General features: G+C 73.6%; 9 protein-coding genes. 8 read left to right on the top strand and 1 reads right to left on the bottom strand.

The window, feature by feature from the left end; translation table 11 throughout:
* Positions 1–71 precede the first annotated feature (71 nt).
* Positions 72–2,261, bottom strand: a complete 2,190-nt coding sequence (gene katG / locus ABTY40_RS11670; protein WP_352059355.1) for a catalase/peroxidase HPI — start codon at positions 2,259–2,261, stop codon at positions 72–74.
* Between the two features lie 520 nt (positions 2,262–2,781).
* Here katG and ABTY40_RS11665 point away from each other — a divergent pair.
* The 8 genes from ABTY40_RS11665 to ABTY40_RS11630 all read left to right on the top strand — a co-directional run bounded on the left by ABTY40_RS11665 (position 2,782) and on the right by ABTY40_RS11630 (position 13,319).
* Complete coding sequence (locus tag ABTY40_RS11665; protein WP_352059544.1) at positions 2,782–4,992, top strand: SpoIIE family protein phosphatase; 2,211 nt, start codon at positions 2,782–2,784, stop codon at positions 4,990–4,992.
* Positions 4,993–5,110: 118 nt separating this feature from the next.
* Entirely contained in the window at positions 5,111–5,608 is a 498-nt protein-coding gene (locus tag ABTY40_RS11660; protein WP_352059354.1) for a DUF2975 domain-containing protein, read from the top strand.
* Entirely contained in the window at positions 5,608–5,898 is a 291-nt protein-coding gene (locus ABTY40_RS11655; RefSeq protein WP_352059353.1) for a helix-turn-helix domain-containing protein, read from the top strand. Before ABTY40_RS11660 ends, ABTY40_RS11655 begins: the two co-directional genes overlap by 1 nt.
* 151 nt (positions 5,899–6,049) lie before the next feature.
* Positions 6,050–7,774 (top strand): PP2C family protein-serine/threonine phosphatase, encoded by a 1,725-nt coding sequence (locus ABTY40_RS11650; protein ID WP_352059352.1) that lies wholly within the window; start codon positions 6,050–6,052, stop codon positions 7,772–7,774.
* A 213-nt stretch (positions 7,775–7,987) separates the two neighbouring features.
* A complete protein-coding gene (locus ABTY40_RS11645; RefSeq protein WP_352059351.1) occupies positions 7,988–9,160 on the top strand; it encodes an FUSC family protein in 1,173 nt (390 codons plus the stop codon).
* Between the two features lie 119 nt (positions 9,161–9,279).
* Complete coding sequence (locus tag ABTY40_RS11640) at positions 9,280–10,695, top strand: amidase (protein WP_352059350.1); 1,416 nt, start codon at positions 9,280–9,282, stop codon at positions 10,693–10,695.
* A gap of 387 nt (positions 10,696–11,082) precedes the next feature.
* Positions 11,083–12,492 (top strand): globin domain-containing protein, encoded by a 1,410-nt coding sequence (locus ABTY40_RS11635; protein ID WP_352059349.1) that lies wholly within the window; start codon positions 11,083–11,085, stop codon positions 12,490–12,492.
* 89 nt (positions 12,493–12,581) lie between these two features.
* Positions 12,582–13,319, top strand: a complete 738-nt coding sequence (locus tag ABTY40_RS11630; RefSeq protein WP_352059543.1) for a pyridoxamine 5'-phosphate oxidase family protein — start codon at positions 12,582–12,584, stop codon at positions 13,317–13,319.
* The last annotated feature ends 22 nt before the right edge of the window (positions 13,320–13,341 follow it).

Here is a 13,341-nt window from a genome sequence, read left to right as displayed (position 1 = left end):
TTCGCAAAAGAGTGAGGGTGTGGGCCGGGAGGAGGGGGCGCCCGCCGTGCGGCGGACGCCCCCGCGCCCCCTCAGCGCAGGTCGAACCGGTCCAGGTTCATCACCTTGTTCCACGCGGCCACGAAGTCACGGGCGAGCCTCTCGCCGCCGTCGGCCGAGGCGTACACCTCCGCGAGGGCCCGGAGCTGCGAGTGGGAACCGAAGACCAGGTCGACCGGGGTCGCCGTCCACCTCGGCTCGCCCGAGGAGCGGTCCCGGCCCTCGAAGACGTTCTCCTCCTTCGCCGAGGTCTTCCACTCCGTGTCCATGTCCAGGAGGTTGACGAAGAAGTCGTTCGTCAGGGTCCCCGGCCGGTCGGTGAACACCCCGTGCGAGGACCCCCGGAACCCGGTGCCCAGCACGCGCATGCCGCCGATCAGCGCCGTCATCTCCGGGGCGGTCAGGGTGAGCAGGTTGGCCCGGTCCAGGAGCAGCGTCTCCGGGGACAGCTTCTCCCCGTCCTTCACGTAGTTGCGGAAGCCGTCCGCCCGCGGCTCCAGGACGGCGAACGTCTCGGTGTCGGTCTGCTCCTGAGTGGCGTCGGTACGGCCCGGGGCGAACGGCACCGTGAGCTCGTACCCGGCGGCGCGCGCCGCCTGCTCGACCGCGGCGCAGCCGCCCAGGACGACGAGGTCGGCCAGGGAGATCCTCTTCCCGTCCGTCCGCGAGGCGTTGAACTCCTCCTGGATGCCCTCCAGCGCCCGCACGGTCTCCTTCACCTCGGGCGAGTCGTTGACCTCCCAGTCCTTCTGCGGCGTGAGCCGGATCCGCGCACCGTTGGCACCGCCGCGCTTGTCCGTGCCGCGGAAGCTCGCCGCCGACGCCCACGCGGTGCTGACCAGCTGGGACACCGACAGGCCGGAGGCGAGGACGGTCCGCTTGAGGTCGGCGACCTCGGCCTCCCCGACGAGCTCGTGGTCGACCGGCGGGACCGGGTCCTGCCACAGCTGCGGTTCGGGAACCCACGGCCCGAGGTAGCGCGAGACCGGGCCCATGTCACGGTGCAGCAGCTTGTACCAGGCCTTGGCGAAGGCCTCCGCGAACTGGTCCGGGTTCTCGTGGAAGCGCCGCGTGATCGGCCCGTAGACGGGATCCACCTTCAGAGCGAGGTCCGTCGTCAGCATCATGGGCGCGTGCCGCTTCGACGGGTCGTGCGCGTCGGGCACGGTGTCCCGAGCCGCGGGGTCCTTCGGTTTCCACTGGTGCGCCCCGGCCGGGCTGGTCGTCAGCTCCCACTCGTACCGGAACAGGTTGTCCAGGTAGCCGTTGTCCCACTTGGTGGGCTCCGTGGTCCAGGCGCCCTCGAGACCGCTGGTCAGCGCGTCGGCGCCCTTGCCGGTGCCGTACGTGTTCCGCCAGCCGAGGCCCTGCTGCTCCATGGGGCAGCCCTCCGGCTCGGGGCCGATGTACTGGGGGTCGACGGCGCCGTGGCACTTGCCGAAGGTGTGTCCGCCGGCGATGAGGGCGACCGTCTCCTCGTCGTTCATCGCCATGCGCCCGAAGGTCTCCCGGATGTCCCGGGCGGCGGCCAGCGGGTCGGGATTTCCGTTGGGGCCCTCGGGATTGACGTAGATGAGTCCCATTTGCACGGCGCCGAAAGGACCGGTCAATTCCCGGTCGCCGCTGTACCGCTCGTCGCCGAGCCAGGTGTCCTCCGGTCCCCAGAAGATCTCCTCCGGCTCCCAGGTGTCCTCCCGGCCGAAGGCGAAACCGAAGGTCTTGAATCCCATCGACTCCATGGCGCAATTGCCCGCGAAGACGAGGAGATCGGCCCAGGAGATCTTCTGGCCGTACTTCTGCTTGACCGGCCACAGCAGCCGGCGTGCCTTGTCGAGACTGGCGTTGTCCGGCCAGCTGTTCAGCGGGGCGAAACGCTGGGCGCCCGCCCCGGCGCCGCCCCGGCCGTCGGCGATGCGGTACGTCCCCGCGGAGTGCCAGCTCATGCGGATGAACAGGGGCCCGTAGTGACCGTAGTCGGCGGGCCACCAGTCCTGGGACGCCGTCATCACCTCGAAGACGTCCCGCTTCAGGGCCTCGACGTCGAGCGAGGCGAATTCCCTCGCGTAGTCGAAATCCGCGCCCAGCGGATCGGAGAGCGGGGAGTGTTGGTGGAGCACCTGGAGGTCCAGCTGATTCGGCCACCAGTCCTGATTCGTCCGGGGACGAGTCGTCGTGGGGGTCGGAGAGGGGATCGCCGGGTTCTCGCTTTCGCTGGCGGACACGTTCGGCCTTCTTCCTGTCTCGGTGTTTCCTTCGGCTTGCAACTGTCGACGACGGCGTCTGTCCGGCTGTTCACGAGCGCGGTGTACCGCGCCAGGCGTCCGTATGGTCGCGCACCTCGGACCGCGCCGCACGGGAACACGCAGAGCGCCGCGCGGAACGGACCGACGAGCGCGCGCAGCGCCGCTCGCGTTCCCGGTGGGTTTTCCCGGCCCGCGTTCCCGGATCCGCCGCCCCCAACCCCTGCGTGCGCGCTCCGCGCGGGCGGGCTCGTCGCGCGGCCGGGGGCGGGCCGACGTAAGGTCCGAATATGCGTGACCTGCCCTCCCGCCGTGACGGGGACCGGCCGCGGGGCGCCGGCCCGGCGCGGAGCGGCCGGTGCGGATCCGCGCGCGCCGGGGCGGGGGAGTGAGCGGCGTGGGCGCCCCGGGAGGACCCACGGACGACAACGCCGCGCTGCCCGGTCCCACGGCAGGGGCTTCCGCCGACCGCGCCCTCACCGACGTGTTCGAGGACGGGCGGATGGACGCCGTCCTCGCCGACGTCATGCGGGACACCGGCGCCTCGATCGGCCTCCTCTACCTGCTGGTGCCGCGGGAGCGCTCCCTGCGTCTCGCCCTGATCTCCGGTGTCTCGCCCGAGATCGCCGCCCCGTGGGTGCGGGTCCCGGCCGACGCCCCCATCCCGGTGGCGGACGCCGTTGGGGACCGGCGCTTCGTCTGGCTCGGCAGCCGGCAGGAGATCGCCCACCGCTACCCCCGCCTGGGGATCGTCCTGCCGTACGAGTTCATGCTGGCCGCCGCCCCCGTCACCGACGGCGACACGGGCCCCGTCCACGGCGGCATCGTGCTGCTCTGGCCCGTCTGGCACCCGCCCCGGCTCGACGACCGGGAACGCGCCTTGCTCGACGACTGCTGCCGGCGTGCCGCGCGCCTGCTCGCCCCCGCGGCCGGGCAGCCCCCGCCGTCCCTGCCGGCCGAGCCCCGCGCGGTGCACGCCGCGCGCCCCTCCGAGACGGACCCCGCCCTCGGGGCCGCCGCCGTCGAGTTCGCGGAGCGGCTGTCCGTGGGCTGCTGCGCCCTGGATCTCGACGGGAGGGTCACCTTCCTCAACAGCGCGGGCGCCCGGCTGGTCCACGCGGGCGCCGCCTTCCTCCTCGGCCGGCGGCCCTGGGAGGTGCTGCTGTGGCTGGACGACCCGGCCTTCGAGGACTGCTACCGGGAGGCGGTGATCACCCGCCGCCCGACGTCGGTGACCGTCGTCCGCCGCCCGTCCACGCGGCTCCGCTTCGACCTCCATCCCGACCCCACGGGGGTCAGCGTCCAGATCACCGAGGTCGCGGGCCCGCCGCCCGCAGGGCCGTACGCGACGACCGCCGCCGCCACCGCCCCCGGCGCGGGCGGCCCGGCCACGGGCGCGGTGGAGGCGGACGCTCCGGGCCCGGCCGCGGTTTCCGGGACGGCAGCCGCGGCGGTGGTCGGGGAACGGGCGTGGGCGGTGCCGGAACCGGTCGCCGAGCCGGTCGGGGCGGGTGCGGTGTACCGCCTCATGCACCTGGCGGCGAGCCTGGCCGAGGCGGCCGGGGTCCGCGAAGTCGTGGAACTCGTCGCCGACCAGATCGTGCCCGCCTTCGGGCCGCAGGGCCTCGTCATGATGAGCGCCGACCAGGGGCGGCTGCGCATCGTCGGGCACCGCGGCTACCGCCAGGACTTCGTCGAGCGCTTCGACAACACACCCCTGACCGCGGACGTGGCCGACGCCCAGGTGCTCGCCACCGGCGTGCCCCTCTTCTTCACGGACGTCGACGACCTCCTGCGCGCCCACCCCCACGCCCCCCGCTACGAGGGCCGCAACGCCTGGGCGTTCCTCCCCCTGATCGCCTCCGGCCGGCCGGTGGGCTCGCTGATCCTCTCCTACGAGCAGCCGCGGCCCTTCCCGCCCGCCGAACGGGCCCTGCTCACCTCCCTGGCCGGGCTCATCGCCCAGGCCGTCGCCCGCGCGCGCCTCTACGACGCCAAGCAGTCCCTCGCCCACAGCCTCCAGACCGGCCTGTTGCCGCACAGCCTGAACCCACCCCCGGGGGTGAACGTCGCCGCCCGCTATCTGCCCGCCGGCCACGGCATGGACGTCGGCGGCGACTTCTACGACCTCGTCCGCGCCACCCCCACCACGGCCATCGCGGTCATCGGGGACGTCCAGGGCCACAACACGGCCGCCGCCGCCCTGATGGGGCAGGTCCGCACCGCCGTCCACGCCCACGCCACGGCCGGCGCCTCACCCGGCGACATCCTCGCCCGCACCAACCGGCTGCTCACGGACCTCGATCCCGACCGGTTCACCAGCTGCCTCATCGCCGAGCTCGACCTGGCCCAGGGCCGCCTCCGGCTCGCGACCGCGGGCCACCCGCCGCCGCTCCTGCGCGGGCCGGACGGCGGCGCCCGCGTCCTCGACGTCGAGCCGGGGCTCGTCCTCGGGATCATCCCGGACGTCACGTACCGCACCACGGAGGTGCCCTGGGAGCCGGGCTCCGTGCTCGCCCTCTACACCGACGGCCTCGTCGAGGCCCCCGGCACCGACCTCGGGACGGCCATGACGGACCTGGCCGGCCGGCTCGCCCGGTCGCGGTTCGGGGACGACCCCGACCGGCTGGCCGACGAGCTGATCCGCCACGTCGAGGACGCCACGCACCGCACCGACGACGTCGCCCTGCTGCTCGTGCACCGCTCCTTCTGACACGCCCGCCTTCTGAGACGGGCGACTTCGAAACGCGCGCGCACCACCGGACGACCCCCTTGCTTCTCCTATCGAAAATCGATAGATTCACATCGCTTCTCGATGGAAAGGTGTTTCGATGGGAAAGTTGGCCGTGCTCGCGCTGCGGGCCGTGCTCGCGGTGCTGTTCACCGGATCGGTCTTCGTGGAGGCGGTGATGGTGCCGCTCCTCGCCTCCGACCTGAACGGGTTGAACGCGACGTACGCCTATCTGCGGACGCCGCTGCTCGTGATCGTCGTCCTGGGCGTCGTGACCGCCCAGGTCGTCCTGGTCTGCGTCTGGCGGCTGGTCACGATGGTCCGGCGCGGAACGGTGTTCTCGTACGGGGCCTTCCGGTACGTGGACGTCATCACCGGTGCCTTCGCCGCGGGCGCCGCCGTGGTCTTCGCCCTCGCGGTCCTGCTCGCCCCCGGCGAGGCGGTGGCCCCCGGGATCGTGCTGTTGATCTGCGGAGCGAGCCTCGGGGTGCTCGGCGTCGCCCTGATCGTCCTCGTCCTGCGCATGCTGCTCGCCCAGGCCGTCGCCCGGGACATCGAGGCCGCCCGCATGCGGGACGAGCTGGCCGAGGTGATCTGATGCCGATCGTCGTGGAGATCGACGTGATGCTCGCCCGCCGAAAGATGTCCGTCGGCGAACTCGCGGAACGCGTCGGCATCACCCCCGCCAACCTCGCCGTCCTCAAGAACGGCCGCGCCAAGGCCGTGCGCTTCACCACCCTCGCCGCGCTCTGCCAGGTCCTCGACTGCCAGCCGGGCGACCTCCTGCGCTGGGAGGCGGACGGCCCCGAGCCCGGTGACGAGGGCCCGCCGACCGCCGAGGAGGACCCCGCGGCCGCGACCGTACCGGCGGCGGGCGGACCGGCCTGAGCCGTACGGGTGAGGCGGCGGCCCTCCGCCCGCGGACACCGCCCCGGCGCGCATGATCCGCCGGGGCGTGGGCAGCGGCGCACATGGCGGCACGCCGCGCACGCCGCCGGGGGCGCGGCGCCCCGAGGTGTGTGCCGCCAGGGAGGCGATCATGAGTTTTCCGCTGCCCGACAGCGTCGACGACCTGAAGGACCTCATCGGGCGGGAGGTCGCCTCCCTGCGCGCGTCGGTCCGCCGGACCGCGGAACAGCCCTCCGCCCCGCCACCGGGGGAGGAGGTCACCACACCGGTACAGCTGTTCGCCGCCCCGGCCCCCGCCCCCGCCTCGCGCGACGCCCGGCCCCGCTGCCTGTGCAGCACCCACGACCCGGGAGCCTCCGGCACGTGCTCCGCGCTCAGCGCGATCCCCGCCTCCGCCGTCCTCCTCGAACCCGTCTACGACGAGGCGACCCGGGGCGTACGCGACTTCCTCATCGTCGCCGGAAACCGCATCCGCTCCGCCGACTGGCTGGAGGCCCCCGACCAGCAGGTCGGACAGCGCTTCCTGGAAGCCCGCCCGGGCGCCGCCAACAGCGGACTGCTGCCGGCGCTCGCCGACCTCGTCACGCGCGGCGGAACGATGGAGGGACGGGTCGTCGACTACACCGAGCAGCGCCTCGGTCGCCTGCACCGCGCGCCGCTCCTCTACTCCGCCGCCCTCTGCGGCGAACAGGTGCTGCTCACCTGGCGGCCCGTCCAGAGCCAGACCGAACTCCTCACCATCGACGCCCAGTACCTCGCCTCGATGGGATGGGGGCACTGGGACCTGCTCTCCGGGAAGGTGACCTGGTCCGAAGGGCTCTGCAGGATCTTCCACGCCGACGTGCGCATGCCCTGGTCGCTCGAACAGCTCTGTGACGCCCTGCTGCCGGACGACCTGACCGCCCTCGCCGAGTTCCTCACCTCCGTCCTGGCCGGGGAGGAGCCCGCCTGGACCCGCATCCGGTTCGTCGTCCTCGGGGAGGTACGGACCCTCGACCTGCTGGGCCGCCCCGTCACCGGCACCGACGGCAGGCCCTGGGCCGTGAACCTGGTCGCCCGGGACCTCACGCCCCAGATCCGCAGCCGCCGGCGCCTCGCCGAGACCGAGCGCGAGTCGGACCGCCTGCGGCGCCAGACCCAGGCCGAACGACGGGTCGCCGACGCCCTGCGCGAGGCGCTGCTGCCCACGCACTCCCAGGCCCTCGCCGCCGTCGGACTCACCGTGGCCGCCTCCTACCGCCCCGCCGAGGCCGACGCGGCCGTCGGCGGCGACTGGTACAAGTGCCGGCTCCTGCCCGACGGCCGGGTCCTCGTCGCCATCGGCGACGCCGCAGGACACGGCCTCGACGCGGTGGCCCGCATGTCCCAGCAGCGCCACGCCCTCGCCGGCCTCGCCCAGACCGGCGCCTCCGCCGGGGAGATCACCACCTGGCTCAACGAACTGATCTGCAGCGAGCCCACCGGCCAGACCGCCACCGTCATCGCCGGCCACATCGACGACTCCCACACCCTCCACTGGGCCGACGCCGGACACCCCGCGCCCCTGCTGCTCCGCGACGGCCGCGCCCGGCCGCTCCACACCGGCCGGCGCGGCCCGCTCCTCGGCGCGCTCCCCGGCTACGCGTACGAGACGACCTCCACCCCCCTCCGGTCCGGCGACCTCCTCCTGCTGTACACCGACGGCATGGTGGAACGCCGCGGCGAGGACATCAGCAAGGGCATCGAGCGCCTCGCCGAGACGATGACCCGCGCCGCCGGCAGCGGCCCGCAGGAGCTGATCGACGCCGTCCTCGCCGACCCCGACCAGGCAGGACACGAGGACGACGCCTGCATGCTCGTCATCCGCGTCGACTGACCCCACGCGTCCCACCCGGCACACACGCGCCGGCCGCCCCGGGTCATGAGCCGGTCGTTCAGGGGTAGGCGCGCAGTCCGCGCGGTGCGCCGGGAGCCCTGGCGCCCGCGCGGATGGCAGGCTCGAAGCGGACGGGACACCGTGATCGGAACGAGGAGGCACGTGACGCAGCGCAGCAGTCGGAGCGCCCGGTACGACGATCTCGTGAGGAGGATGCGACGGGACCCGTTCGCGGTCCAGACGCTACGGTCGACGGCGGCGGCGACCCTCTCGTACGTCGCCGCGCTCTGGCTCAGCAGTGAACCCGCGCCGCTGACCGCGCCCCTGACGGCCCTGCTCGTCGTGCAGGTCACCCTCTACTCGACCCTCACGACCAGCCTGCGCCGGGTCAACTCGGTCGTCGTCGGCGTGCTCATCGCCATCGCCTTCAGCGTCCTGGTCGGCCTCTCCTGGTGGAGCCTCGCCCTGGTCATCCTGGCCTCGCTCGTCGTGGGCCGGTTCGTGAAGGTCGAGGAGTTCATCCCCGAGGTCGCGATCAGCGCCATGCTGGTGCTCGGCGTCACCCAGGTCGCGCACACCGCCTGGGACCGGGTCCTGGAGACCCTCATCGGCGCCGTCGTCGGCATGCTGTTCAACCTCCTCCTCGCGCCGCCCGTCTGGGTGGACACCGCCGGCGCCTCCATCGAGGACATGGCCCGCCGCATGCGGCAGCTGCTCCTGGACGTGTCCGAGGAACTGACCGGCGCGCCCCCCGTGGAGCAGGCCGCCGCCCGCCTGCACGAGGCCCGGCGGCTGGACAACGACGTGGCCGACGTGGACGCCGCGCTGCGCACCGCCGAGGACAGCCTGCGGCTCAACCCCCGCGTCAAGGAAGGGCTGCTGCACCGCATCGTGCTGCGCACCGGCCTCGACACCCTGGAGATCTGCGCGGTCGTCCTGCGCGTCCTCACCCGCACCCTGACCGACCTGGCCAAGGAGCGCGACGGCGACGACCTCCTGCCCCGCGACACCGCCCTCGCCGTGCGCGAGACCCTCCAGTATACCGCCGACACCCTCGTCAGCTTCGCCGTCCTCGTCACCGCGCGGGGCAGCGAGGACGCCGAAGCGGCGGAGAGCCGCCTGGCGGGCGAACTCCGGGCCGCCCGCGCCTGCCGTGAGCGCGCCGCCCCCCTCCTGCTCGCCCTCGCCCTGCGCGAACCGGGGCACTGGCAGCTGTACGGGGCGATGCTCGCCGAGATCGACCGCGTCCTCGACGAACTCGACCCCGAGCACCGGGGCCTGCGCCTCATGGAGGAGCTCGACCGGCACACCCGGGAACGCGCCGAACGCCGCCGGCGCCGCCGCCGGCTGCCGCCGCGCCCCGCCCGCGTCCCCGCGGAGAACTGAGCGGCGCGCCGGGCCGAGCCCGCCGGCCCGCCCCCGCGAACAGGCCGCCACCTCTCGCGCGTTACCCGTCGGTAGGGAATGATGGGGCACCATCCACACGGCGGAGGGCGGGGACAGCGGTGACGGTTTTCGGGGAACGGACCACGGTGCACGCCTTCCGGGACGACGCCCTGGGGGAGCACGACGCCGTCGGGCTCGCCGAGGCCCTCCGGCGGGGCGAGGTCGGCGCCGCCGAGGTCGCCCGGGACGCGGTCGCGCGCGTACGGGCGGTCGAGGAGCGGCTCCGTGCCGTCCACACCTTCCTCGACGCGCCGGCCGCCGCCCCCGGAACGAGCGGCCCCCTCGCCGGTGTCCCCACCTTCGTCAAGGACAACACCGACTACCGGGGACTGGCCACCGGCCACGGCAGCGCCGCCTTCACCCCGAGGCCGGCGCGGCGGCACGCCCCCTTCACGCGGCAGCTCCTCAGCACCGGCGTCACCGTGCTGGGCAAGACCCGGCTGCCGGAGTTCGGCTTCAGCCCGACCACGGAGTACGAGGACGCCCCGCCCGTCCGTAACCCGTGGAACACCGGCCACTCGGCGGGCGGTTCCTCCGGCGGCGCCGCCGCGCTCGTGGCCGCGGGGGCGATTCCGATCGCCCACGCCAACGACGGCGGGGGCTCGATCCGCATCCCGGCCGCCGCTTGCGGTCTCGTCGGCCTGAAGCCGACCCGTGGCCGGGTCATCGGCAACGAACAGAGCCGCCGGCTGCCGGTGGACATCTTCTGCGAGGGGGTCGTCAGCCGTTCGGTGCGGGACACCGCCGCCTTCCTGGCCGCGGCGGAGAGGTACTGGCGCAACCCGGCGCTGCCACCGGTGGGCCTGGTCGAGGGGCCGTCGGAGCGGCGCCTGCGCGTCGGGTTCCTGCTCGACTCCCCGAACGGCGTCCCCTGCGACCCCACCACCCGGGCGGCCGTCACGGAGACGGTGGCGACGCTCGAACGGCTCGGCCACACCGTGGAGCCGGTGACCCCCGCCATCGACCCCCGCTTCACCGACGACTTCCTCACCTACTGGGGCCTGCTCTCCTTCCTCCTCGGCGCGACCGGCCGCGGCCTGGGCGCGGACTTCGACCGGCACCGGATGGACGGCCTCAGCCGCGGCCTGCGCGAGACGTACCGGGAGAACTGGCGCTCCACCCCCGCCGTGCTGCGGCGGCTGCGACGGACCAAGGTGGCCTACGCGGCGGCCTTCCGCGGCCTGGACGTCCTGCTGTCGCCCGTCCTGGCCCACACCACACCGCTGCTGGGGCACCTCGCGCCGTCGGTGCCGTACCCGGACCTGCTCGCCCGCATCCTCGCGTACGTCGCCTTCACCCCGGTCGACAACGTGGTGGGCACCCCCTCGATCTCGCTCCCTTCCCCCGTCACCACCGGGGAAGGCCTGCCGGTCGGCGTCATGTTCGCGGGCCGCCCCGGAAGCGAGCGCACGCTCCTGGAACTCGCCTTCGCCCTGGAGGCGGACCGCCCCTTCCGGCGCCTCCAGGACGCGTGACGCGGCCCGTACCGGCCGCGATGTGAAGCTTCTGCGGAGATCCCATAGAGGAGTTCCGAGGTGATCGTGAGTTTTTGACGCCAATTCACGACATCCGTCATGTGGCCGGAACGGCCGCCGTCGAGCGAACTGATCAGTAACCCCATTCTGGCCTGCCGGAATTCCCCGACGAGGGCCTCCCGGCCCCGGGCAAGGCGTCACGGAGCCGGGGTATGGTCGGCCCGGTTCACCCATCCGGGTGAACATCGCGTGGGGGAGGTGACCACGGCCCACCGGCTTCGATGGAATGCTGTGCATCATTTCCCTCCCGATGGGTACGCGGCGTCGGGGCGTCAGGGTCTTCCGCGCGCCGAGACCGACCGAAGACGTTCGAGGCGAGGCACAACGATGGATGGTCCGACCACCACGTCCGCCGAAGGCGGCAGTCGGGGCGGAGGCTGGTTCGACGGCGGCCCCGAGGCGCACGACGGGGCACGTACCGACGAGCCCGGCGACGCGGGCTGGTTCGGACGGAGCCCCCGGACCGACCGGGTCCCGAACCAGCGGCAGAACGCGCAAGCGGCGTCCCCCGGCCCGGTCCACGGCCCGGCACCCGCTCCCGGCCCCGCGCCGACCCAGGCCCCGGCTCCCGCCCAGGCGCCGGCTCCGGCCCCCGCCCCGGAGCCCGAGGACACCTCCGACGTCGCGCTCCTGCGCCGTACGATGGCCGAGATCGAGCCCATCGCCGACAAGGTGACCTCCTACTTCTACGCCCGGCTGTTCCTGGGCCACCCCGAGGTGCGCGACCTCTTCCCGGCCGCCATGGACGCCCAGCGCGACCGCCTCTTCAAGGCCCTGCTGACCGCCGCCACGCACGCCGACGACACGGCCACGCTGACGGCCTACCTCAGCCGGCTCGGCCGCGGCCACCGGAAGTACGGCACCCTCCCCGCGCACTACCCGGCCGTCGGCGAAGCCCTCATCGGCGCCCTCTCCCGGTACGCCACCAAGACCTGGGGACCGCGCACCGAGGCCGCCTGGGTCAGCGCCTACACCACGATCTCCCAGATCATGATCGACGCCGCCGCCGAGGACGAGCTCCTCTCACCCGCCTGGTGGCAGGCCGAAGTGGTCGCGCACGAGATGCGCACCCCGGACATCGCCGTCGTCACGGTCCGGCCCGACCAGCCGTACCCCTTCCTCGCCGGCCAGTACGCCGCGCTGGAGACCCCGTGGTGGCCGCGCGTCTGGCGGCACTACTCCTTCGCGTCCGCCCCCCGCTCCGACGGGCTGCTCTCCTTCCACGTGAAGGCCGTGCCGGCCGGCTGGGTCTCCAACGCCCTCGTCCACCGCGCGCGGCCCGGCGACGTCATCCGGCTCGGACCGCCCGCCGGTTCCATGACCGTCGACCACGCCACCGACGCCGGTCTGCTCTGCCTCGGCGGCGGCACCGGCATCGCCCCCATCAGGGCGCTCGTCGAGGACGTGGCCCGGCACGGCCGACGCCGGACCGTGGACGTGTTCTACGGCGCCCGCCGCGACGACGACCTGTACGACATCGACAGCATGCTGCGGCTCAAGCAGTCGTACCCCTGGCTCTCGGTGCACCCCGTCGTGGACGAGGGGCCCGCCGGACTTCCCACCGACGGCCTGCCGCGGGCCGTCCGCGAGTCCGGGCCCTGGCACGCCCACGACGCCTACCTGTCCGGCCCGCCCGGCATGATCCGCCGCGGCGTCGACGCCCTCGTCGGCCTCGGCATCCCCGCGCACCGCATACGGCACGACTCCATCGACGAACTGGTCGGGGCAACCAATTGAGCACTTTCGAACAGACCGGGCACCTCTACGCGACGCCCGTCCGCACCACCCGCCCTGGCAGCGACGGCGAACACCACGTCCAGCAGCGCATGGGCACCACCGAACGCGCCGACAAGTTCTACGCCGACCAGGTCCTGGACCGGCTGAACACCCGCATGCGTGAATTCGTGGCGCGCCAGGAGATGTTCTTCCTCGCCACCGCCGACCGGCACGGCGAATGCGACAACACCTTCCGCGCCGGCCCGCCCGGCTTCCTGCACGTCCTCGACGAGACGACCCTCGCCTACCCCGAGTACCGGGGCAACGGCGTCCACGCCAGCCTCGGCAACATCGAGGAGAACCCGCACGTCGGCATCCTCATGATCGACTTCCTCCAGGACCGCATCGGCCTCCACGTCAACGGCCGCGCCCGCGTCGTCGGCGACGACGAGATGCGCCGCGCCCACCACGGGCTGGCGGCCGACCCCGTACCGGGCCGCCGCGCCCTCGTGTGGGTGGAGATCGACGTCGAGGAGGCGTACGTCCACTGCGCCAAGCACATCCCGCACCTTCAGAAGGTCCCCCGGCAGAGCCGCGGCGAGGGACGCCCCTGGGGCACCGACGACTTCCGGCGCAAGGGCGGCGACTTCTTCGGCGCCGCGGCCGAGGCGCCCGAGCGGGGCCCTTTCGTGCCGCCGCCGCGCGCCGACGCCGGAACCTGGCGGGCCGAGGCCCAGCGGATGCTGGAAAGGGCCGAGCGGCGCCCCCGCGCCACCCTCACCGGCAGTGGACCGGATCCCGAATCGCCGGAGTTCAGCGGCTGGTTCAGCCGGAGCGCCGGCGCCTGATCCGGCGTGCGGGGAAGGCCCG

The sequence above is a fragment of the Streptomyces sp. NPDC126503 genome (genome assembly GCF_040302405.1).
Classification (GTDB): domain Bacteria; phylum Actinomycetota; class Actinomycetes; order Streptomycetales; family Streptomycetaceae; genus Streptomyces; species Streptomyces gulbargensis.
The sequence above is the reverse complement of the archived record's forward strand: the minus strand, read 5'-3'. Positions and strand labels throughout refer to the sequence as shown.

Excerpts from the sequence above, each read along its gene's own strand:
- ABTY40_RS11650 (WP_352059352.1), top strand. The coding sequence starts at position 6,050 with ATGAGTTTTCCGCTGCCCGACAGCGTCGACGACCTGAAGGACCTCATC.
- ABTY40_RS11630 (WP_352059543.1), top strand. The coding sequence starts at position 12,582 with ATGGGCACCACCGAACGCGCCGACAAGTTCTACGCCGACCAGGTCCTG.
- ABTY40_RS11655 (WP_352059353.1), top strand. The coding sequence starts at position 5,608 with ATGCCGATCGTCGTGGAGATCGACGTGATGCTCGCCCGCCGAAAGATG.
- ABTY40_RS11665 (WP_352059544.1), top strand. The coding sequence starts at position 2,782 with ATGGACGCCGTCCTCGCCGACGTCATGCGGGACACCGGCGCCTCGATC.
- ABTY40_RS11645 (WP_352059351.1), top strand. The coding sequence starts at position 7,988 with ATGCGACGGGACCCGTTCGCGGTCCAGACGCTACGGTCGACGGCGGCG.
- ABTY40_RS11635 (WP_352059349.1), top strand. The coding sequence starts at position 11,083 with ATGGATGGTCCGACCACCACGTCCGCCGAAGGCGGCAGTCGGGGCGGA.
- ABTY40_RS11660 (WP_352059354.1), top strand. The coding sequence starts at position 5,111 with ATGGGAAAGTTGGCCGTGCTCGCGCTGCGGGCCGTGCTCGCGGTGCTG.